The following is a 21,456-nucleotide window of genomic DNA, read 5'->3' as shown; positions in this document are numbered from 1 at the left end:
GTTTGCCCTCTTAAGGTAGTAAAATCGCAGCGCATATTAACATCCCGCCCGTTTTGGGCATCGTAATTTACAGGGGGTGCATTTTCACAGCGGGGTCCCGATTAGTATCTTCGTAAGCGCTTTTTATGAAACTTATCGAGCCTTAAGCACTATGAGCAAGACACTATTCGACAAAGTATGGGACTCCCACGTGGTCCGCAAAATAGACAACGGGCCGGATGTCCTTTTCATCGACCGCCACCTGGTCCACGAAGTGACCAGCCCGGTGGCATTCCTGGGGTTGAAAAACCGGGGTATCCCGGTGCTCTACCCCAACCGGACCTTTGCTACCGCCGACCACAATACCCCTACCCGGAACCAGCACCTGCCGGTTAAGGATCCGCTTTCGGCCAAACAACTCGAGGCCCTGGAAAAAAATGCCGCTGAACACGGCATCCCCTATTGGGGGCTTGGCCATGAGAAGAACGGCATCGTGCACGTAATCGGGCCCGAGAACGGGATTACCGTACCCGGGGCCACCATCGTGTGCGGTGACTCCCATACTTCCACCCACGGCGCATTCGGGGCCATTGCCTTTGGCATCGGAACTTCGGAAGTAGAGATGGTCCTGGCCACCCAGTGCATCATGCAGCCCAAACCCAAGCGTATGCGGATCAACATCGACGGGAACCTGAGCGAGGCCGTCACCCCCAAGGACGTGGCACTCTACATCATCTCCAGGCTAACCACCTCCGGTGCCACCGGGTACTTTGTGGAATATTCCGGTGAGGTTTTCCGCAATATGAGCATGGAAGGCAGGATGACCGTTTGCAACCTGAGCATCGAAATGGGCGCCCGCGGAGGGATGATTGCTCCGGATGAAAAAACATTTGAGTACATCCGCGGCCGGGAATACGCGCCTTCCGGCGCCGACTGGGATACCGCCATGGCCTACTGGAAAACGCTGCATTCCGACTCGGACGCGGTTTTCGACAAGGAAATCAATTTTTACGCCTCCGATATCGAACCGATGATTACCTACGGGACAAACCCGGGGATGGGTGTCGGCATATCCCGTACCATTCCCACGGCGGAGTCCATGGAAGGCGGGGTAGCCACCTATCGCAAATCCCTGGAGTATATGGACTTTGCCGAAGGCGAAGCGATGATCGGCAAGCCGGTTGACTTTGTATTCCTCGGCAGCTGTACCAACGGACGAATAGAAGATTTCCGGGCTTTCTCGAAGATCGTCAGGGGCAGGAAGAAGGCAGATAATGTCACGGCCTGGCTCGTACCCGGCTCCCACAAGGTGGAAGCGGCTATTCGGGAGGAAGGGATCCTGGACATCCTCCAGGCTGCGGGTTTTGAATTGCGCGAACCCGGATGTTCTGCCTGCCTGGCGATGAACGACGACAAGATTCCCGCGGGAAAATACGCCGTGAGCACCTCCAACAGAAACTTTGAAGGAAGGCAGGGGCCCGGGGCCCGCACCCTGCTGGCCAGCCCGCTGGTAGCCGCCGCAGCCGCGATAACCGGAAAGGTAACCGACCCCAGGGAACTCCTGGAACCGGAACTGGCCTGATACTGAAAGGAATTTTAAAAACCCATTGGGTATTCAAAAGGCGCATACCCGTATTAAACAGCATTCAAATGGCATACGATAAATTCACCATCCTGAGAAGTACCGCAGTCCCGCTGCCCATAGAAAATGTGGATACCGACCAGATTATCCCGGCGCGCTTTCTCAAGGCGACCGAACGGAAGGGTTTTGGCGATAACCTGTTCCGCGACTGGCGGTACCACCCGGACAATACGCCCAAGGAACATTTTGTATTGAACAACCCCATCTATAGCGGGAAAATCCTGGTTGGAGGGAAGAACTTTGGTTCGGGCTCCTCCCGGGAACACGCCGCCTGGGCCGTATACGACTATGGATTCCGCTGCGTGGTTTCCAGCTTTTTTGCAGATATATTCCGGAACAACTGCCTGAATGTGGGGGTGCTCCCGGTACAGGTAAGTGCCGAGTTCCTGCAGCGGATATTCGAAGCCATCGAGAAGGACCCCAAGGCCGAACTGGAGGTAAACCTGCAGGAACAAACCATCACGCTGCTGCCTACCGGCGACAGCGAGTCCTTCGAAATCAATGGCTACAAGAAGGAGAACATGCTCAACGGCTTTGACGACATCGACTACCTCCTCAACATGAAAGAGGAAATCAAATCCTTCGCGGGGGATACCCCGCTTTAAGTCTCCGGAAAACCTTCCGGCACCCGCCCATGGAAAAACGACGTATCGAGATCATGGATACCACCCTGCGAGACGGGGAACAAACCTCAGGGGTATCCTTTACCGCATCGGAAAAACTGACGCTGGCCAAACTCCTGCTGGAGGAACTCCGGGTAGATCGCATCGAGGTAGCTTCTGCCCGGGTTTCCGAGGGGGAATTCGATTCCGTCCGGCAAATTACCGCCTGGGCCGCCGAAAAGGGATTGTTGCCCCGGGTGGAAGTACTCACCTTTGTCGATGGCGGTGCCTCCCTGAACTGGATGGAACAGGCAGGCGCCCAGGTACAGAACCTGCTGACCAAGGGCTCCCTGAACCACCTGAAATACCAACTGAAGAAAACCCCGGAAAAGCATTTTTCGGACATTCGCGAAGTCATTGCGAAAGCCGGGGAACAGGGGGTCCGCACCAATATTTACCTGGAGGACTGGAGCAACGGCATGCGGAACTCCCCGGAATACGTGTATGAGTTCCTCGATTTTCTGGATACCCAGCCCATCGACCGGATCATGCTTCCGGATACCCTGGGGGTACTCACGCCTGGGGAAACGCGGGAATTCCTGGAAGACATCATCGGCAGGTACCCGGACGGGCACATCGACTTCCACGGACACAACGATTACGACCTGAGCGTGGCTAACGTTATGGAAGCCGTCAGCGCCGGGGTCCACGGGTTGCACCTGACGGTCAACGGCATGGGCGAACGCGCCGGGAACGCGCCGCTTGCGAGCGTGGTGGCCGTCCTGAACGACTTCATGCCCGAGGTTGCCATTGGGGTGAGCGAAACCTCCCTGTTCAAGGTGAGCAAGCTCGTCTCGGCCTTTACCGGAATTGGCATCCCTGCCAACAAGCCCATCGTCGGGGACAACGTCTTCACCCAGACCGCGGGCATACACGCGGACGGGGACAACAAAAAGAACCTGTACTTCAACGACCTGATGCCGGAACGTTTCGGGAGGAAGCGCAAATACGCCCTGGGGAAGACCTCCGGCAAGGCAAATATCCAGAAGAACCTGCAGGAGCTCGGCCTGACGCTGAACGACGAAGAACTCCGTAAGGTAACTGCCCGAATCATTGAACTCGGCGACAAGAAGGAAAAGGTGACCCGTGAAGACCTCCCGTACATCATCTCGGATGTATTGGGCAGCGGGTCGCACCAACAGCGTGTTTTTATCCGTTCCTATGTGCTCACCCATGCCAAGGGCCTGCAGCCTTCAACGACGGTCTCCCTGGAAATCGAGGGGGAAAACTACGAGGCCCACGCCCAGGGGGACGGCCAGTTCGACGCCTTTATGAATGCCCTGCGGAAAGTCTATCGCTCCCTGAAAAGGCCGTTGCCGACCCTGGTGGATTACGCGGTGCGGATACCGCCGGGATCCAATTCGGACGCCCTCTGCGAAACGGTCATTACCTGGCGGCAGGACGACCGGGAGTTCACGACCCGAGGGCTGGATTCCGACCAGACGGTCTCGGCCATCAAGGCTACTGAAAAAATGCTGAATATCGGCTGATTCCGGGCAAAGACAGTTCTGCCCTGATAAGAATCCCTTGTTTAACTTGTTTAATCAGTTACCTCCCGCGCCGGTGCCTCCAGCGCGTATACGTGTAGATCCCCAGCGCAATCAATGCCCCCAGGGCGGCGAGTCCTGCCCCCACCTGCCCTGCGGCAATCACGCCATAACCGAAAGCGATGGGCAATCCGGCCAGGTAGGCCCCGATAGCGTTGGCGATGTTAAAGGCGCTTTGGTTCATGGCCGAAGCGAGCATCTCCGACCCGTAGGAGGCCTGGATAATCGCTATCTGGATAGGGGCCGCCAGCGTAAAGGTTACCAGCCCGACTACAAAGCACATGATCAGCACCCAGACGGGAAAAGGTGCCAGGAAGGAATTCAATACGAGCATCAGGGACATTCCGGATAACCCTGCAAAAATCGCCCGGAGGGCCCCGAGCCGTTCCTCCATCCGCGCCCCGATAAAATTACCCGCCACCATGCCGGTCCCGGCCAGGACCATTGCATAGCTTACCGTGGTCTCGGAATGTCCCGAGACGTCCAACAGCAAGGGGGCGATATAGCTATACCAGGCAAAGAACCCGCCGGTACCGATGGCGGTCAGGGCCAGCAAGGCCCAAAGCTTCCCGTTCTTCATGGGCGACACGGGCAGTTCATCTTTTTCCCGGGGAACCGACAGGGAAGGCATCCAGTTGTAGAGGCTCACCACGGTCAGCACCCCCACTACCCCAACCAATAAGAAGGAAAAGCTCCAGTGGAAGGAATTCCCGATAAACGTCCCCAGCGGGACCCCCACAACGTTGGCGATGGTAAACCCCGCGAACATCTTGGCAATGGCCTGGGCCCCTTTCCCTTCCGGCGCGAGACGGGCGGCAATCACTGCTCCGATCCCAAAGAATGCACCGTGCGGCAAACCCGACAGGAACCGGACCACCATCATGGACCAATAGCCCTCGGCAAATGCGGAAAGCGTATTGAAAACGGTGAACCAGAGCATCAGGACCACCAGGGACTTCCGCGAAGGCCAGCGCGCTATCAGGCCCGTCAGCAACGGGGCGCCCAGGACCACACCCAGGGCATAGGCGGAAATAAAGTGTCCGGCCTCCGGGATGGTCACCTCCAGGGAACGGGCCACTTCGGGGAGTATCCCCATGATGACGAATTCCGTCAACGCAATGCCAAATGCCCCCATGGCGAGGGCAATATAGGCCTTGGTATGTTTCCCGGCGGCTATGGCTATAAGATATAATCCGTGCTGATGAAGTTCGAGGCCTTGGTGTCCAGCAATTGTTCCACGGTTTCCACGTTGATCGGGTTATCCTTGAAGGCGACAAACGTCCGGATGGAAAAGGAACGCAGGGCGTCGTGGACGCTGAGCGTGGACTGGGCGGAATCCTTCCGGCCCGTAAACGGGTATACGTCCGGGCCCCGCTGGCAGGAACTGTTCAAATTGACCCGGCAAACCAGGTTGGCTAGCGTATCGATCAGGGGCGCCAGCGTATACACGTCCTTGCCAAAGAGGCTCACCTGTTGCCCGTAATTGCTTTCGGCCATATCGTCCAGGGGTTCCTCGATTTCCCGGAAAGAAAGGACCGGGATAACGGGCCCGAATTGTTCCTCCCGATACACCCGCATATCCCGGGTAACCGGGTAGAGCACCGCGGGCCAGATGTAGTTGTCCGTTTGTTCCCCTCCCTTTTCATTCAGGATCCGGGCTCCCTTTTCCAGGGCATCGTCAATGAGTTCCCGGATATAATCCGGTTTCCCGGGTTCCGGCAACGGGGTCAGTTTTACGCCCGGGTCCCAGGGGTTTCCAAAGGGCAATGCGTCCACCGCCGATGCGAACCGCTCGAGGAATTCCTCCCGGATGTCTTCATGAACGTACACCACTTTGAGGGCGGTACACCGCTGCCCGTTAAAAGAGAGCGTTCCGGCCAGGCACTCCTGGATACTCAGGTCCAGGTCGGCGTCCGGCAGCACGATGGCCGGGTTCTTGGCTTCCAGCCCCAGGACCAGCCGGAGCCGGTTGCTCTTGGGGTGCTGTTCCTGCAGCGCATTGGCGGATTTGCTGTTGCCGATAAGGGCCAGTACGTCTACCTTCCCGGTTTGCATGATCGGGGCGGCCACTGCCCGTCCCCGCCCAAAGAGGATGTTTACCACCCCCCGGGGGAAGCTGTTCTGGAATGCCTCCAAAAGGGGCGTAATCAGGAGTACCCCGTGCTTGGCGGGCTTGAAAATGGTCGTGTTCCCCATAATGATCGCAGGGATCAGCAAGGCGAATGTTTCATTCAGCGGGTAATTATAGGGCCCCAGGCACAGGACCACCCCCAGGGGGCCCCTGCGGATATGTGCATAGACCCCCTGGTGCTTGTCGAACTTGGCGGAATTCCTGTCGAGTTCCCGGTATTCCTCAATGGTGTCATAGATGTATTCCACCGTCCGGTCGAACTCCTTTTCGGAATCCGGCAGGGACTTCCCGATCTCCCACATAAGGAGCTGCACGATGCGTTCCCGCTTGCCTTCCATCTGCCGGACAAATTTCTCCATGCATTCGATCCGGTCGCGGACTTTCATCGTGGGCCAGGCCCCCTGGCCGCGCGCATAGGCGCCCATGGCCGCATCCAGGGCCTCCAGTGCCTCCTTTTCGCCCATGTCCGGGATACTCCCCAAATGGGTCGGCTTGTACTGGCCTGGCCCTGAAATGGTGGAATACACTTCGGTAACCGGGCCATCCCAATTCAGGAGTTCGCCGCCCACCAGGTACGTGCGCTGCGCAATGGGCTCCTCCAACTTGTATGCTTCTGGAATCGGTAGGGTTGTCATCTGGTTAAAAGGCTTAAACGATGGGTTTCATTGCGGTCATCGAGGCCCGGAGCCGCGCCCCGACAATTTCTACCGGATGGGTGCGAAGCGCCTTGTTGACGGCAATCAGTTTCGCATTGTCCACCCCGTTGTCCTGTCCTTCCCCAAAGGAGTTCCCGATAACATCCGTGTCAATTTTTGCCATAAAGTCCTTCAACAGGGGTTTGCAGGCATGGTCGAACAGGTAGCATCCGTATTCCGCCGTATCGGAAATGACGCGATTCATTTCAAAGAGTTTCTTCCGGGCAATCGTATTGGCGATCAGGGGGGTTTCGTGCAGGGATTCGTAGTAGGCGGATTCCCCGATGATGCCGGATTCCGTCATCGATTCGTAGGCGAGTTCCACGCCTGCCCGGACCATGGCTACCATCAGCACCCCTTTGTCGTAGTATTCCTGTTCGCTGATCTTGTCGGAACCCGCGGGGGTTTTCTCAAAATTCGTCTCCCCGGTGGCGGCTCGCCAGGTGAGCAGGTTTTTGTCGTCATTCGCCCAGTCTTCCATCATCGTCTTTGAAAAATGGCCGCTCATAATATCGTCCATGTGCTTGCGGAACAGCGGGCGCATAATCTCCTTGAGCTCCTCGGAAAGTTCAAATGCGCGGATCTTGGCCGGATTGGAAAGCCGGTCCATCATATTGGTAATCCCCCCGTATTTCAGGCCTTCCGTTATGGTTTCCCACCCGTACTGGATCAGTTTGGAAGCGTATCCCGGGTCCACCCCGCCTTCCACCATCTTGTCAAAACACAGGATGCTGCCCGTCTGCAGGAGCCCGCAGAGGATGGTCTGTTCCCCCATGAGGTCGGATTTCACCTCTGCGACGAAGGAGGATTCCAGCACGCCGGCTTTGTGGCCCCCGGTAGCAGCCGCATAGGCCTTGGCCTGGGCCAGCCCTTTGCCTTCCGGGTCGTTTTCCGGGTGGACGGCAATGAGCGTCGGCACCCCGAAGCCCCGCTTGTATTCCTCCCGGACTTCCGAGCCCGGGCTTTTTGGGGCAACCATGATCACGGTGAGGTCTTCCCGGATCTGCATCCCTTCTTCCACAATATTAAACCCGTGCGAATAGGAGAGCGTAGCGCCTTTTTTCATATGGGGCATTACCGAGTTGATCACATTGGTATGCTGTTTGTCCGGGGTCAGGTTGATCACCAGGTCGGCCGTGGGAATCAATTCCTCGTAGGTCCCTACGGGAAAACCGTTTTCGGTGGCATTCTGGAAAGACGTCCGTTTTTCTTGAATCGCCGCCTCCCGGAGCGCGTAGGATATATCCAGGCCGGAATCCCGCATGTTCAGGCCCTGGTTGAGGCCCTGTGCCCCGCAGCCGACGATGACGATTTTTGCGCCCTTCAGCGCTGCCACCCCTTCAGAAAATTCCGAAGGATCCATAAAACGGCATTTACCCAATTGTTGCAGTTGTTCCCTGAGTGAAAGCGTATTGAAATAATTCGTCATAATGGTGTGTTCTGGTAGATATTAAATTCTGTTTAGGATTGTTGGAAATTTGCCAGCAAGGCGGTAATCGGCATTTCGGCCTTGGTAACGGTAATCCTGCCGGACCGCACAAATTGCATAATGCCGAACGGCTCCAGGTCGTCGTGCATCTGGTCGATTTCACTTCGCCTGCCCGTTTTGGCCAGTACAAAATAGTCCCGGCTCACGGTGACGATCTGGGCGTGGCTGTCTTTGATGATATTCTGGATCTGCCGTTCATCGAACAACAGGTGGGAAGCGATTTTAAAGAGGGCGGATTCCTGGTAGATGGTTTCCTCATCCGTGTGGTAGAATGCCTTGATCACTTCAATCTGCTTCTCGATCTGGGCCACGATATGCCGCGTCCAGTTCTCCGTCGTGTGAACGACAATAGTAAATTTTGAAATGCCTTCTATTTCTGATTTGGAAACATTGAGGCTTTCTATGTTAATGTGCCTTTTTAAAAATATCCCCGAGATCCTGTTCAACAGGCCTACGTGGTTCTCGGAATAAACCGAGATGGTGAACCATTGATTGTCCATAGTGTTCATTGCTTATTTTAACCGGATATCGGAAACCGATGCCCCCGATGGGATCATCGGGAAGACGTTATCTTCTTTCTCCACGCGGACCTCGAGGAAATAGGCTTCCTCGCTCGCCATCATTTCGGCTACGGCTTCCGCCAGTTCCGCCCGGTTCTCCACCCGGCGGGAACGGATGTGGTAGCCCTCCGCTATTTTGACAAAATCCGGGTTGGTCATTACGGTGGAGGCATAGCGCCTGTCAAAAAACAATTCCTGCCACTGGCGAACCATCCCGAGGAAATCGTTGTTCAGGACCACAATCTTCACAGGCGCCTTTGTCTGGAAAATGGTCCCGAGTTCCTGGATGGTCATCTGGTATCCCCCATCCCCGATGACGGCCACCACTTCGCGGTCCATGGCCCCCATTTTGGCGCCGATGGCCGCGGGGAGCGCAAACCCCATGGTGCCGAGGCCGCCTGAGGTAATGCTGCTTTTACTTTGCCGGAACTTTGCGTATCGGCAGGCGACCATCTGGTGCTGCCCCACATCCGTGACGATCACGGCCTTGTGGCCGGACTCTTCATTGATACGGGCAATCACCTCCCCCATCGTCAGGCCTTCCTTGGTCGGGTGCAGGTCGTTTTTGATCACCGCCTCGAATTCCTCTTTGTCTCGGGCGTGGAATTCCGAGAGCCACTGGTCGTGCTTCCTTTTTTCCACCAGGGGCAGGAGCTGCCGGAGCGATTCCCGGGCATCCCCCAGGACCGCCACGTCCGCTTTCACATTTTTCCCCACCTCCGCCGGGTCGATCTCCAGGTGGATGACCTTGGCCTGTTTCGCGTAGGTGTCCAGGCTTCCCGTAACCCGGTCGTCAAATCGCATGCCGATGGCCACCAGTACGTCGCATTCGTTCGTCAGGACGTTCGGGCCGTAATTCCCGTGCATGCCCACCATGCCCACATTCAGCGGGTGGTCGGAATCCATTGCGGATAGCCCCAGGATGGTCCAGGCGGCAGGGATGCCCGTCTTTTCGACAAATTCCTGTAATTCCGCTTCAGCAGAACCCAGGATAACCCCCTGTCCAAAGACGATATATGGGCGTTTGGCTTTGTTGATTAGGTCTGCAGCCCGCTGCAAGGCTTCCGGGTCTGCCTTGGGCACCGGGTTGTAGCTGCGAACCCCTTTACAGGGTGTATAGCTGAAGTCCAGGCTGTCGAACTGGGCGTTCTTGGTAATATCCACCAATACGGGCCCCGGCCGGCCGCTTCGGGCAATATAAAACGCCTTGGCTATAATTTCGGGGATTTCTTCGGCCCGGGTGACCTGGTAATTCCATTTGGTAACCGGGGTGGAAATGCCGATGATGTCCGTTTCCTGAAAGGCATCCGAACCCAGCAGATGGCGCGGAACCTGCCCGGTTATACAAACCAGCGGCGTGGAGTCGATCTGCGCATCCGCCAACCCGGTTACCAGGTTCGTGGCCCCGGGTCCCGACGTAGCCATGGCAACTCCCACTTTCCCGCTTACCCGGGCAAATCCCTGGGCAGCGTGTATTGCCCCCTGTTCGTGGCGTGTGAGGACATGGTGGAGCCGGTCCTGGAATTTATACAATTCGTCGTAAACCGGCATTATTGCCCCGCCCGGGTAGCCGTAAATCAGGTCGGCACCCTCTTCGAGCAGGCAATGGATGATGGCCTCCGCACCGCTGATGCGCATGGCCTTCTTTTCGTCTTGTTTCTTTTGCATTTCCTTTACTGGTTCCATACCTGCATCAGGATTAAGTTTATCAAATTTCATCGGTAACACAGCCTTCAGAGGCCGATGAAACCGTTTTGGCATATTTGTACAGGCTGCCCCGCTTCACCTTTAGTTCAGGGGCCTTCCAGGCTGCCCGCCGCCGGTTGAGCTCCTCGTCGCTCAGGTCTACCGAAAGCGTATTGGCTTCGGCGTCGATGGTGATGATGTCCCCGTCCCGGAGCAGGGCAATCGGGCCTCCGGCCTGTGCTTCGGGTGTTACATGCCCCACTACAAATCCGTGGGTACCACCCGAAAAGCGGCCATCGGTGATCAGGGCCACATCCTTGCCCAGGCCGGCCCCCATGATGGCACTGGTGGGCTTGAGCATTTCGGGCATACCAGGCCCACCCTGGGGACCTTCGTACCGGATGACTACCACATCCCCCCGGGAAACTTTGCCTTCGCCTATGCCCCGGTTTGCTTCAAATTCGTCCTCAAATACGCGGGCGGGTCCCTGGAACCGGAGTCCCTCCTTCCCGGTGATTTTGGCAACCGAACCTGTGGGTGCGAGGTTCCCGTACAGGATACGCAGGTGCCCGGTTTTCTTGATCGGGTCGGAAAGGGGCCGGATAACCTCCTGACCGGCTTCCAGATCCGGGACATCCTCCAGGTTCTCGGCAAGGGTTTTTCCCGTAACTGTCAGGCAATCCCCGTGGAGCATGCCTTCAGCGAGCAGGAATTTAAGGACGGCAGGCACGCCGCCCACCCGGTGGACATCTTCCATCAGGTATTTGCCGCTGGGCTTCAGGTCTGCCAAAAAGGGCGTTTCGTCACTGATCCGCTGGAAATCGTCCAGGGTAAACGGTACGCGCGCTGCCTTGGCAATGGCCAGGAAGTGCAGGACGGCATTCGTGGACCCCCCCATCACCACTACGAGGCGGATGGCATTCTCCAGGGACTTTTTTGTAATAATGTCGAGCGGCTTGATATCTTTTTCGAGCAAGGTGCGCACCGCCTGGCCGGCGCGGGTGCAATCTTCCTGCTTTTCCGAACCGGTGGCTGGGTTCGAAGAGTTGTAAGGCAGGGCCATCCCCAGGGCTTCGATAGCCGATGCCATCGTGTTGGCCGTATACATCCCGCCACAGGCACCAGCTCCCGGGCAGGCGTTCTGGATTACTTGTTTGTATTCCTCCTCCTGCATATTCCCGGCCACTTTCTGGCCCCAGGCCTCAAAAGCCGATACCACATCGAGTTTCCGGTTGTTCAGGCAACCGGATGCAATGGTTCCCCCGTAAACCATTACGGAGGGGCGGTTCAGGCGGATCATCGCCATCAGTGCCCCGGGCATGTTCTTGTCACAGCCCACTACAGTTACCAGGCCGTCGTAGTTCATCGCCTGGACCACGGTCTCCATGGAATCGGCAATAATATCCCGGGAAGGGAGGGAATAACGCATCCCGTAGGTTCCCATGGATATCCCGTCACTCACCCCGATCGTATTGAAAATCAGCCCTACCAGATCGGAGCGGTTCACGCCTTCCTTCACGTGCAGCGCCAGATCGTTCAGGTGCATGTTGCACGGGTTGCCTTCATACCCGGTGCTGGCAATCCCGATCAGGGGTTTTTCAAGGTCCTCCTCGGTCAGGCCAATGGCATAAAGCATGGCCTGCGCTGCCGGTTGGGTGGGGTCCTGTGTGACGTTTTTACTGTATTTGTTCAGGTTCATTCTTCCGCTGGTTTTGTCCGGGTCGTTTTTTTGCCAAAATCAAAGATATGGCTTTGACAACTCCGGGGAAGGCAAGCAGGCGCGGAGCTACAGGCTCATTTTGAGCCTAAATGTTAAAAATTACTGTTTTTCAGGGAGTTAGCATGCAAAAATTACCATATTCAACGCTGCCCTCGGGGAGGTATTCCAGCGTCCCAGGCCATTGTCTGCAGCGGGTAGACCAGGGGGGGTGGCCTAATTCCCGGCGCTTACAAAACGCACGCGGTCTGCCGAATGTTTCTGGGCCAGGACGGAAACGGACCGGGATGCGAGTTGCAGGACCCGGGGATACCCTCCGGTGGTTTGCCCGTCTCGAAGCAGGATGATCAGGCGGCCTGCAGGGGTCAGTTGGACGGTCCCGGGCAGGGTGGCTGAAGTAATCATCCGGATCAAATGTCCGGGAAGGTGTTCCTGCAGTTGGCAGGCCATCCGGTCGTGTTCCTTGCCCAGGGTAAAACGCGTGGAAAATAGCATTTCCCGTTGTTTCTGGCTGAGCAGGTCGTATTCCGGCCCCGGAAACGCCTCCAGTTTTTCCTCCTTCCAGAATTCAGAAGGGCTCAGTTTCAGGAGTTTTGGTTCGAATGCCTCCGTAGGCTCATAGGGCAGTTCCATCAGGGCAGACAATTTCCGGTGCCTGGTTACCGGCGGATAATACGACCGGCTGCCGAGGACCGATTCGGTCAGCAGCCCCCCTTTGATTCCCAGGTACGTCCGGAATCCGTTTCGCGTACGGCTGCAACGGAGTTCACTGCCCCCCCCTACCCGGTGGACCTGTTCCATGGCCAGTACTTCCCCGTCGAGAGTCACTTCCATATCGGCCCCGCTAAGCGCAATATAGGTGGGTTCATTAAACACCAATTCGGGGCCTTGCATGGTGATTTCCAGCAAGGCGGCATCCGGGTCGTTTTCCAGGAGAGAATTCGCCCTGCCTGCAGCGATGAGGTCACAGGCTCCGGATACCGGTACGCCCTGGTGGCGGTATCCGAATCGGCCGCGATCCTGGACGGAAGTGTAAAATCCCGCCTTTTTAACCTTTAGCATGCCCGTATTTCTTTTTAAAATCATAAACCCCCACCTCTGCTTCGATTCGGTGGAGGTTGAACTCCGCCTCGCTAACCGGCCGGAAACGCACGGTATCTCCCTGGGCGATAAAGCATGGGGGTTGGCGGGTCGGGTCGAAAAGTGGGATCGGACAACGCCCGATCAGGTTCCAGCCGCCCGGTGACTCCTGGGGGTAGATCCCCGTTTGCTGGGAGGCCAGCCCCACCGACCCCCTGGCTACCTTGAGCCTGGGGTTCTCCTTCCTGGGCACCTCCAGGTTGGCCGGCACACCGCCCAGGTACAGGAATCCGGGAAGGAAGCCTATTCCGTACACCCGGTACGCCTGCGCACAATGGCGTCGGATAACTTCTTCTGTGTCAATTTCAAGTCGTTCCGCCACATCTTCGAGATCCGGGCCAAATTCCGGGTCGTAGCACACGGGCAGCACCCAATCCTGCACGGTCCTTTGGGAGGGCCCGGGATACTGTTCAAACCATTTCTTTAAAGACCTGCTGAAAGGTTCCAGGTCTATTTTGGATCCTTTGAAAAGCAACAGGCTGTGGTAAATCGGAACCAATTCCCAAGCGGCCTCCTTCAGGCAGTGTTCCCGGAGGTAATCTGCAAACCCGAGGACGTCTGTAAGGATATCCTCACTAACAGCCTCCGGCCACTCGAGCAGGACAGCTTCCGGGCCGTATGCCTTGATCCGGAAAGGTGGGGGTTTCACGATAGCAGTCGGATTGATTCTTTGGGTAATTCGAGAGAAAGATACATTAATATTTCCAATGCGCCGGGCGTATCCCCGTGGATGCAAATGGTATCCGGTGACAGCTTAATCTCCCGGCCCTCCGGAGTGGTGGCCCGGCCGCGCAAAACCAGGTCCCGAACCTGCCGGAATACCCGGGGGGGTTCGGTCAGAACGGCTCCCGGCTCGGATCGGGCAACCAAACTTCCGTCGGCGTTGTACGCCCGGTCCGCGAACGCTTCGCCCCAGACCCGGTAGCCCAGGGATAATGCGCGGCGCATCAGGTCGGAACCTGCAGGTACGAACAATACCCGGCTCTCCCGGTACGGGGTGAGGATCCGGAGGTACTCCCGGGCCAGTGCCGGGTTTGCCGCCAGGTCGTTATAGAGGGCTCCATGTGCCTTGATATGATGCAAAGGCACGCCGGCGGCCGCCGCCACCTCATCCAGCAGCTGTAGTTGTTCCAGGAGCGATTCTTCCAGTTCCCGGGCTGTAAGTTGCATGTGTTTCCTCCCAAAGTTCTCCCGGTCGGGATACGAAGGGTGGGCGCCGGCCCGAACCCCTGCTTTTCCGGCCAGGGTGACAATTTCTTTCATGGATTCCCGGTTGCCGGCATGTCCCCCGCAGGCGATATTGCAGGAGCTGATATGGGGAAACAACTCCTGCTCGTTCCCCACCCCCTCTCCTACGTCGCAGTTTAAATCGATCTCGAAATTTGGCATGGTCATTCGATTAAAATGGAATAAATGGTTTTGGCCGCCAGCAGGGTAACTATGCCGATTATCACCAGGGCCACGAGGTCCCTGGCTACGGTATTCCGCTGGTCCCCCATGAGTTGGCGACTGCGGATCATCCACCAGAGGAAGGCTGCAATAACCGGCAGTACAATGGCATTGGCAATCTGGGCTACATAGATAATTTCCAGGGGGCGATATTCCAGCGACAGGGATAACACCCCGATGATCAGTACCCCAACCCATACGGACCGGAATCGCCAATCCTTCCTGTCCGCAGGCCAGTCAAAGGTTTGGCGGGAAACATAGGCCGCCGCCAACGGGGCCGTGATGGCCGAACTAATCCCGGCTGCAAATAGCCCTACCCCCAACCCGAACCGGGCAGCCTTTCCATAAATGGGTTCCAGGGCCGCGGCCAGGTCAAGGACGTCCGCCACAACCCCCATCCCGGATCCGGCCGCAGTCACTACAATAGACATGGATACCACGCCGCCAATGGCCACCGACCAGAATATATCCCGCCGCATGCTTTGGACAGCCCCCGAGTTTTCCCATTTTTCCGTTACAAGGGCCGTATAGAGGAACAGGTTGTAGGGTACCACCGTGGTGCCGATCAGCGCCAGGACCGTAAATATGGAATCCCCGTCCAGGTTGGGCGCCACCAGCCCGCGGAACAGTGCCGGGATATCGGGTTGCACCAGGAATGCCGTTATCAAAAAGGAGAGGCTCATAAGTAGTACCAGCCCTGTGAAAACGCGTTCCAGCGCTTTGTAGGACCCCAGCCAGAGGAGGATAAATGCCAGGGAACCGCATAGCCAGGGATAGACGCCAAAGGCACCGGAACCCAGGAGCGCCTCCAGGCCCAGGACGCCGCCCGCTATATTCCCCGCTTCATAGGCTGCGTTCCCCGCTACGATGGCAACGAGTATCAGTCCCACCATCAGGATCCGGAGCCAGGAAAGGGTTACCCGTTTCCGTATAAGGGACGGCAACCCGCGCCTCGTGACCAGCCCAAGCCTTCCGGCCATTTCCTGCAGGACAATGGTGGCAACCACGGACAACAGCAGCGCCCACAAAAGTGCATACCCCATCTCCACCCCTGCCCTCAGGCAGGTGGTAACGGTTCCCGGGCCGATAAAGGCCGCGGCAATAAGCATTCCCGGGCCGGTCTTTTTAAACATATACGTGCATATTGGTATCCGGGTAAATATACGGGATTCCCTGAAGGAGGAAAGCCCGGAACCCGCCACGGCCCCCTGTCGGAAATGGTGCATTTCATCGGAAAAGTTGCCGTTCGTCTAAAAGTGGGGTGTCATACGTCGAATCGATATAATAAACAGGCCCGGGTCCGGTTATTACTATCCCGAAACTTACTAATCTAACCTGTGCATATGACTTGCCTGGAATGTCAAAAAGAACTCAGCTACCTGGATCACCGCGAGGCCCTGGAGTTGTTAAACCTGGAACTGTGCCCCGCACACAGGAACCGGATGGTGAAACTCATGCGGACACACGAAGTACCCGTCGAAGCCATACAATTGTATTACGGCCTCAAAAAGATGGGTATCCGGGCGATGCTCGCCTGGTGGGACGGAAAGAAAACCGTCCACCTGGCCGTATCCCGGGTGAAGCTCAATATAGAAATCGACACGGGTCACGGGGCGATGACCCACGACCAGGCCATGAACGACCTGGAAGAAACCATGCATTCCTTCAAAAACGGATTTACAACGATTCGCATCCCGGATTTCCTGGTGCATAAATACCTGCAGGAAACCCTGGTGAATATCGAGGGCATAATCGAAGGATTGAGAAGCAACATCAAAGTTGTTTAACCTTTAAAACAATGCTTATGGATGCCAAAATCAAATTTACAGAACGCTCTTACCGGATGAGCAAACTGATCCTGATCCTGCTGACTTTTGCAGCCCTGGCCATCATGATCAATATCCATCCGGCTGTCTCCCGCTATCTGTTCGGGTTCCCGATTGTCCTTTCCGGGTGCCTGGGGATTATGGGGACGTTTTACATCGTTAAAGGCATGCATGAGCCCCTGACCGAAAAGAAAGTAATCGCTATCACGGTGAACCTGGCCATGGTGGTCCTGATGGTCGCCATCCTCTTCAGCAATACCATATTCAGGCTCTAACGCGTAATTTTTAATCCGCGCCATACTCCCGGGAGTTCCTTATTTCAGGAATCCCCGGGTTTTTTTATGCCCGCTGGGTAAACAGCGGCATGTACTTTCCCCCGCCCCCCCCGCATTAATTTGTAGCTGCATCCAAATCGAAATCGCTGCGGCTGCCAGCGCGAAAACCCAGCTGCATCCAAGTCGAAATCGCTGTGGCTGCCCCCAATATTTCGTATCTTAAGGAGGAAATATCAACCTGGTTATTCCACAATTTTAAATTATGACAACAACTGACAGAAGAAACTGGCTCCGGACGGTGGCCCTGGGCGGGGGGTTCGCGCTCCTGGGGGGCGCCCCGCAACTGGTTCATGGCGCAAGCCGCACGGAAAATCCGGCAATCTCAGCCAGGGGCCCGATCCGCCTGAGTTCCAACGAAAATCCGCTCGGCCCCTCGGAGCGCGTTCGTCGTGCCCTCAGCGAGCGGATGGACCTGGGCTGTCGCTACCCGTATTCCTACATGGGGCCGCTGGTGTCTGCCATTGCCGCCCGGGAAGAAGTCCCGGAATCCTGTGTGGTCCTGACGGGGGGATCCACAGAAGGCCTGAAGGCCGCCGGACTGGTCTACGGACTGAACAATGGGGAAATAATCGCGGCAGACCCTACTTTCCAGGCCCTGCTTCGGTATGCGGAACTCTTCGGGGCCTACGTACACCGGGTACCCCTGGACGACAAGCTGGTACACGACCTGGACGCCATGGAGCGGCGCGTAACCTCCAAAACCCGGTTGATTTTCCTATGCAACCCCAACAACCCGTCCGGGACCATCCTGGATGGGAATACATTGCGCGATTTTTGTACTTCAGTGGATAGCAGGGCGGTAGTTTTCAGCGACGAGGCCTACTTTGACTATATTACAGAACCCGACTATCCCTCCATGGTAGAACTCGTGCGTGAAGGCAGGAACGTGATCGTTTCCCGTACTTTTTCCAAAGTGTACGGGCTTGCCGGCTTTCGCATCGGCTACCTGGTGGCCCGGCCCGATATTGCCAGCCGGCTGCGCGAGGCGCTGATGGCCCATACCGGCACTCCGGCACTGATTGCCGCCGAGGCGGCACTGGGCGATGACGATTTCTATAAGGAAAGTCTGAAGCAGAACGAAATGGCTAAAAAAAGCATCTACGCCACCCTGGAGGACCTGGGTTTGCCGGCTGTAAAATCCCATACAAACTTTGTGTTTTTCAAAAGCGGCATGGATATTCGGACGCTCCAGTCCCGGATGGAGTCCGAGGGGGTGCTGATCGGTCGGCCCTTCCCCCCGCTCTACGATTGGGCGCGCATCAGTACGGGCCGGATGGAGGAAGTAGCTGCTTTTGGCAATGCCCTGAAAAAGGTAATGGGCTGATTTTCTTTATTCTGGAATGAAACCTGAGAAGTACGGTTTGCCGTTCATCGAATATTGTAGGAAATTTCCTCCTTTTCATTTATTTTGGCCCCGGATACCCTGTTAAAAATACATAGGTAACCGCCCCCGAAACAACCCGTTCACGGATCGCAACAGCCATCTGAACCAGGAATGCCGGCAAACGTCAGAAGGCGTCATTCGGCCCCGGATCGGTTGGTTGTTGTTTTTTATGTTTTCAGTTATTCAAAGCGAGGTGAGCATCTGCACGGTAGTGAATATCCCGCACGATTTCGTAGAGGTCCGGGATCACATGGGACGCCAGTCTGGAATGGCTGTTTAAAAGGACGCATATTCCCAGCTCCGACTCCGGGTAGAGGGCAATTTCGTTGCGAAACCCGTTGACGCTGCCTCCGTGGTGCACCATCGTCTGCAACTGCCCCGAACCCTTTTCCCTGAATTTGTGAATGCGCCAGCCAAATCCGTAGTGGGAAGACATATGACCGGGCCAACGCTGGTAGTATTTACTGCGCCCTGGTATTTCAACGCGGGGATTGAATGCGATTTGCCGCGCGCCCTCACTGAGGATTTCCGGATAACGACCCAACAACAGGTGCATCCATTGGGCCATGTCCAGGGCACTGGCATTGATTCCGCCAGCCGCAATGGCGTTGTAGTAATTGTCCGTCAGCTTCCGGGGGCGCCAGCCTTTCCGGCGCTTCGTATGGGGAAGGGCTATATTTACCGCTTTCAACAGGGATTCGTGGTCCGTGCCAGTGGCACACATCTCGAGCGGCTTGAAAAATCGTTCTTCCAGCAGCCGGCCGAGGGGCTGCCCGGTAACCCGTTCCATGATCTCCCCGGAAAGGGCAAAAAGCGCATTCTGATAACTGTATACCGAACCGGGCTTCCCGATGGGCGAAACCTCGTCAAAGCGCCCGGCGATTTCCGTCAGGTCCAGACCGGCTTCCACCAGGTTGGTATAACTGTGGTAAGGGGCCCCGGAAGTGTGGGTCAGCAGGTGGCCCAGGTTAACGCCCCGGGTATGCCCCGCGTCCCCGAATCGAAATTCCGGAATATAACGGATTACCGGATCTTCGGGAGACAGCAATTGTTGGTCGGCTAGATTCGCGGCCAGGATGCCCGCAAACCCCTTGGACAGCGAACCCAGCCTGAAGACGGTTCGCGCATCCACCGGATCCGGGTGGTTGCTGTTCCTGAGGCCGTATCCGTCGCTGAGAAGGACGCTATCGCCCAGCACAATACTTACCCCGGCCCCAACGATATCCCCGGAGGCCAGGGCTTCCTGGAAATAACGGCGAACAGCCTCCGCGATTTCCTTCCGGCTTTTCCGGAATCGGACAGCCTCCATTTGGTTGTATCCCTCCCTTGGCTTGTATCCCTCCCGGCGGGCTGCAGATTCCTCCCCGGCCTTTCCGGTTTTCCGACCTTCTACCGGGCCCGAAGTGCCCAGGGATACCCCGAGTATCAGGATCAGGGAGGTGATGAATACCGCAATTTTGATACGCCACATAGGAAGATTCGTCTTTGGGATTCGGGATGAAAATAATTATTTCTTCTTAGTTAATAACCCATTCAACCGGGGATTATTACATTTTATCCGGCCCGAATCCCGGATTTTCCCTTTTCTTCAGAATCAAGGCCGGCTACCATTCGCTTCCCGGGCTGCCGAAACGATCCAGGCTGCGGTATTGGATGGCTTCTGCAATTTCCGATTCCCCTATGGTTCGCCTCCCCTGCAAATCCGCAATGGTCCGGGCTACCTTCAAAATCCGGTCGTAGGCCCTGGCGGAGAGGTGCAGCCGTTCCATGGCCCGGGCGAGGAGCTTCCCGGGACCGGGCTTTAAACGGCAATGTTCGCGGATCATCCGGACGTCCATTTGCGCGTTGCAATAGGCCCCGGTGCCGGACAGCCGATGTCCCTGTACCTCCCGGGCGCGTACCACCCGGTTGCGGATAACTGCACTGCTCTCCCCGCACCGGGAATCGGACAATTGGCGGAACGGGACCGGCCGCACCTCCATGTGCAGGTCGATGCGATCCAACAACGGCCCGGATATGCGCCCCAGGTATTTTCGCATTTCCGATTCCTGTACGCTGTGACCCCCCGTGTCCTCGGGAAAATGCCCGCCGGGAGTAGGGTTCATGCTCGCCACCAGCATAAAACTACACGGATAGGTGATGCGGAATCGGGAACGGGAGATGGTGATGTTCCGGTCTTCCAGGGGTTGCCGCAGGACCTCGAGCACCTGCCTCCTGAATTCAGGTAGCTCATCCAGGAAAAGTACCCCATTATGGGCCAGGGAAATTTCGCCGGGTTGCGGATAGGCCCCGCCTCCCACGAGCGCCACATCCGAAATGGTATGATGCGGGTTGCGGAACGGGCGTTCCGCGATAAGGCCGCCGGCAGGCTGTACAGCAGATACGCTGTGTATTTTGGTCGTTTCCAGCGCCTCGTCACGGGTCATGGGAGGCAGGATGCCGGGAAGGCGACGGGCCAGCATCGTTTTCCCGGAACCCGGCGGGCCGATCAGTACCACATTGTGCCCGCCTGCCGCTGCAATTTCCATACAGCGCTTTACCGTTTCCTGCCCCTTTATCTCCCTGAAATCCGGGAATTTTGCATCCTGTATTTGCCCCGGCAGGAAGTCTTTCCCCGCTACCCGTTCCAGGAGTTTTCTGCCGCGAAAATGTTCAATGACATCCGAGAGGGTCCGGGCCCCCAACACGTAAAGTCCTTCCACAACAGCTGCCTCAAGAGCGTTTCCGGCCGGTACAATCAGGTGTCGAAAGCCCGCTTCCTTCGCCTGCAGGGCCATAGATAGCGCCCCTTTTAAAGGTTGCAATTCCCCGTCCAGTGAAAGCTCGCCCATCAGCATGCACCGATCCAGTCCGTCCTTCCGGAGCTGACCGGAGGCTACAAGGATTCCCATGGCAAGTGGCAGGTCGTATGCCGATCCCTCCTTGCGGAGGTCGGCCGGCGCCATGTTGATGGTGATTTTCTTACCGGGGATGCGAAAACCGTGGTTCCCCAGGGCTGCGGCAATCCGGTAATTGCTCTCCCGGATGGCACTGTCGGGCAGGCCTACAAGGTGGTAACCGATGCCCGGGTTAATATTGACTTCTATGGTGACAGGCAGGGCATCAATACCCAGTACGGCGCATCCGTAAACCTTTGCTAGCATCCGTTTTCGGACAAATCTAAAGGCCCGTTCTGAAAAGGGCCTGCAGCCCGCTTCTTCATGTTTTATTACTC

Annotated in this window: 18 protein-coding genes; 6 read left to right on the top strand and 12 right to left on the bottom strand. The window is 56.7% G+C overall.

What is annotated here, in order from left to right; translation table 11 throughout:
- Positions 1-151 precede the first annotated feature (151 nt).
- The 3 genes from leuC (at position 152) to AC3DKS_RS01790 (ending at position 3,773) form a co-directional block, all read left to right on the top strand.
- Positions 152-1,561 (top strand): 3-isopropylmalate dehydratase large subunit, encoded by a 1,410-nt coding sequence (gene leuC, locus AC3DKS_RS01800; protein ID WP_272607250.1) that lies wholly within the window; start codon positions 152-154, stop codon positions 1,559-1,561.
- Between the two features lie 68 nt (positions 1,562-1,629).
- Entirely contained in the window at positions 1,630-2,226 is a 597-nt protein-coding gene (leuD, locus tag AC3DKS_RS01795; protein ID WP_015754852.1) for a 3-isopropylmalate dehydratase small subunit, read from the top strand.
- Between the two features lie 29 nt (positions 2,227-2,255).
- Positions 2,256-3,773: an alpha-isopropylmalate synthase regulatory domain-containing protein gene (locus AC3DKS_RS01790; RefSeq protein WP_015754851.1), complete on the top strand. Its 1,518-nt coding sequence runs from the start codon at positions 2,256-2,258 to the stop codon at positions 3,771-3,773.
- A 58-nt stretch (positions 3,774-3,831) separates the two neighbouring features.
- On the opposite strand, the gene AC3DKS_RS01785 is transcribed toward AC3DKS_RS01790, so the two are convergent.
- The 10 genes from AC3DKS_RS01785 to AC3DKS_RS01740 all read right to left on the bottom strand — a co-directional run bounded on the left by AC3DKS_RS01785 (position 3,832) and on the right by AC3DKS_RS01740 (position 15,830).
- Positions 3,832-4,965 carry an MFS transporter gene (locus AC3DKS_RS01785; RefSeq protein WP_015754850.1) on the bottom strand — a complete coding sequence of 378 codons (1,134 nt, stop codon included), beginning with the start codon at positions 4,963-4,965 and terminating at the stop codon, positions 3,832-3,834.
- A 44-nt stretch (positions 4,966-5,009) separates the two neighbouring features.
- Positions 5,010-6,596, bottom strand: a complete 1,587-nt coding sequence (locus AC3DKS_RS01780; RefSeq protein ID WP_272607249.1) for an NADP-dependent glyceraldehyde-3-phosphate dehydrogenase — start codon at positions 6,594-6,596, stop codon at positions 5,010-5,012.
- Positions 6,597-6,609: 13 nt separating this feature from the next.
- Complete coding sequence (gene ilvC, locus AC3DKS_RS01775; RefSeq protein ID WP_015754848.1) at positions 6,610-8,085, bottom strand: ketol-acid reductoisomerase; 1,476 nt, start codon at positions 8,083-8,085, stop codon at positions 6,610-6,612.
- Between the two features lie 32 nt (positions 8,086-8,117).
- Entirely contained in the window at positions 8,118-8,645 is a 528-nt protein-coding gene (ilvN, locus tag AC3DKS_RS01770; protein ID WP_015754847.1) for an acetolactate synthase small subunit, read from the bottom strand.
- Between the two features lie 12 nt (positions 8,646-8,657).
- Positions 8,658-10,391: a biosynthetic-type acetolactate synthase large subunit gene (gene ilvB / locus AC3DKS_RS01765; protein WP_015754846.1), complete on the bottom strand. Its 1,734-nt coding sequence runs from the start codon at positions 10,389-10,391 to the stop codon at positions 8,658-8,660.
- Positions 10,392-10,413: 22 nt separating this feature from the next.
- Positions 10,414-12,090, bottom strand: coding sequence for a dihydroxy-acid dehydratase (gene ilvD, locus AC3DKS_RS01760; RefSeq protein ID WP_272607248.1), 1,677 nt, complete (start codon positions 12,088-12,090; stop codon positions 10,414-10,416).
- A 234-nt stretch (positions 12,091-12,324) separates the two neighbouring features.
- Entirely contained in the window at positions 12,325-13,170 is an 846-nt protein-coding gene (locus AC3DKS_RS01755; protein WP_015754844.1) for a 5-oxoprolinase subunit C family protein, read from the bottom strand.
- A complete protein-coding gene (gene pxpB, locus AC3DKS_RS01750) occupies positions 13,157-13,897 on the bottom strand; it encodes a 5-oxoprolinase subunit PxpB (protein WP_272607247.1) in 741 nt (246 codons plus the stop codon). Before pxpB ends, AC3DKS_RS01755 begins: the two co-directional genes overlap by 14 nt.
- Positions 13,894-14,637, bottom strand: coding sequence for a 5-oxoprolinase subunit PxpA (gene pxpA, locus AC3DKS_RS01745; protein ID WP_272607246.1), 744 nt, complete (start codon positions 14,635-14,637; stop codon positions 13,894-13,896). The genes pxpB and pxpA overlap by 4 nt, the downstream gene beginning before the upstream one ends.
- Positions 14,638-14,639: 2 nt before the next feature.
- Positions 14,640-15,830, bottom strand: coding sequence for an Nramp family divalent metal transporter (locus AC3DKS_RS01740; RefSeq protein ID WP_272607245.1), 1,191 nt, complete (start codon positions 15,828-15,830; stop codon positions 14,640-14,642).
- Positions 15,831-16,040: 210 nt separating this feature from the next.
- Between AC3DKS_RS01740 and AC3DKS_RS01735 the strand changes: the two genes are divergently transcribed.
- The 3 genes from AC3DKS_RS01735 to AC3DKS_RS01725 all read left to right on the top strand — a co-directional run bounded on the left by AC3DKS_RS01735 (position 16,041) and on the right by AC3DKS_RS01725 (position 18,182).
- Positions 16,041-16,484, top strand: a complete 444-nt coding sequence (locus AC3DKS_RS01735) for a hypothetical protein (RefSeq protein ID WP_015754840.1) — start codon at positions 16,041-16,043, stop codon at positions 16,482-16,484.
- 17 nt (positions 16,485-16,501) lie between these two features.
- Positions 16,502-16,798: a hypothetical protein gene (locus tag AC3DKS_RS01730; protein ID WP_272607244.1), complete on the top strand. Its 297-nt coding sequence runs from the start codon at positions 16,502-16,504 to the stop codon at positions 16,796-16,798.
- Between the two features lie 262 nt (positions 16,799-17,060).
- Positions 17,061-18,182 carry a pyridoxal phosphate-dependent aminotransferase gene (locus AC3DKS_RS01725; protein WP_272607243.1) on the top strand — a complete coding sequence of 374 codons (1,122 nt, stop codon included), beginning with the start codon at positions 17,061-17,063 and terminating at the stop codon, positions 18,180-18,182.
- A gap of 235 nt (positions 18,183-18,417) precedes the next feature.
- On the opposite strand, the gene AC3DKS_RS01720 is transcribed toward AC3DKS_RS01725, so the two are convergent.
- Positions 18,418-19,713, bottom strand: coding sequence for a serine hydrolase domain-containing protein (locus AC3DKS_RS01720; protein ID WP_272607241.1), 1,296 nt, complete (start codon positions 19,711-19,713; stop codon positions 18,418-18,420).
- A 133-nt stretch (positions 19,714-19,846) separates the two neighbouring features.
- A complete protein-coding gene (locus AC3DKS_RS01715) occupies positions 19,847-21,385 on the bottom strand; it encodes a YifB family Mg chelatase-like AAA ATPase (protein WP_272607240.1) in 1,539 nt (512 codons plus the stop codon).
- Positions 21,386-21,456: the final 71 nt, after the last annotated feature.

The organism is Robiginitalea sp. (assembly GCF_982776155.1).
Note: the sequence above shows the minus strand (reverse complement) of the source record. Positions and strands in the feature narration are given on the sequence as shown.

Excerpts from the sequence above, each read along its gene's own strand:
- pxpA (WP_272607246.1), bottom strand. The coding sequence starts at position 14,637 with ATGCCAAATTTCGAGATCGATTTAAACTGCGACGTAGGAGAGGGGGTG.
- AC3DKS_RS01715 (WP_272607240.1), bottom strand. The coding sequence starts at position 21,385 with ATGCTAGCAAAGGTTTACGGATGCGCCGTACTGGGTATTGATGCCCTG.
- AC3DKS_RS01755 (WP_015754844.1), bottom strand. The coding sequence starts at position 13,170 with ATGCTAAAGGTTAAAAAGGCGGGATTTTACACTTCCGTCCAGGATCGC.
- ilvB (WP_015754846.1), bottom strand. The coding sequence starts at position 10,391 with ATGGAACCAGTAAAGGAAATGCAAAAGAAACAAGACGAAAAGAAGGCC.
- AC3DKS_RS01725 (WP_272607243.1), top strand. The coding sequence starts at position 17,061 with ATGACAACAACTGACAGAAGAAACTGGCTCCGGACGGTGGCCCTGGGC.
- ilvC (WP_015754848.1), bottom strand. The coding sequence starts at position 8,085 with ATGACGAATTATTTCAATACGCTTTCACTCAGGGAACAACTGCAACAA.
- ilvN (WP_015754847.1), bottom strand. The coding sequence starts at position 8,645 with ATGGACAATCAATGGTTCACCATCTCGGTTTATTCCGAGAACCACGTA.
- AC3DKS_RS01780 (WP_272607249.1), bottom strand. The coding sequence starts at position 6,596 with ATGACAACCCTACCGATTCCAGAAGCATACAAGTTGGAGGAGCCCATT.
- AC3DKS_RS01785 (WP_015754850.1), bottom strand. The coding sequence starts at position 4,965 with ATGGGGGCATTTGGCATTGCGTTGACGGAATTCGTCATCATGGGGATA.
- AC3DKS_RS01740 (WP_272607245.1), bottom strand. The coding sequence starts at position 15,830 with ATGTTTAAAAAGACCGGCCCGGGAATGCTTATTGCCGCGGCCTTTATC.
- AC3DKS_RS01735 (WP_015754840.1), top strand. The coding sequence starts at position 16,041 with ATGACTTGCCTGGAATGTCAAAAAGAACTCAGCTACCTGGATCACCGC.
- leuD (WP_015754852.1), top strand. The coding sequence starts at position 1,630 with ATGGCATACGATAAATTCACCATCCTGAGAAGTACCGCAGTCCCGCTG.
- AC3DKS_RS01790 (WP_015754851.1), top strand. The coding sequence starts at position 2,256 with ATGGAAAAACGACGTATCGAGATCATGGATACCACCCTGCGAGACGGG.
- ilvD (WP_272607248.1), bottom strand. The coding sequence starts at position 12,090 with ATGAACCTGAACAAATACAGTAAAAACGTCACACAGGACCCCACCCAA.
- AC3DKS_RS01730 (WP_272607244.1), top strand. The coding sequence starts at position 16,502 with ATGGATGCCAAAATCAAATTTACAGAACGCTCTTACCGGATGAGCAAA.
- leuC (WP_272607250.1), top strand. The coding sequence starts at position 152 with ATGAGCAAGACACTATTCGACAAAGTATGGGACTCCCACGTGGTCCGC.
- AC3DKS_RS01720 (WP_272607241.1), bottom strand. The coding sequence starts at position 19,713 with ATGTGGCGTATCAAAATTGCGGTATTCATCACCTCCCTGATCCTGATA.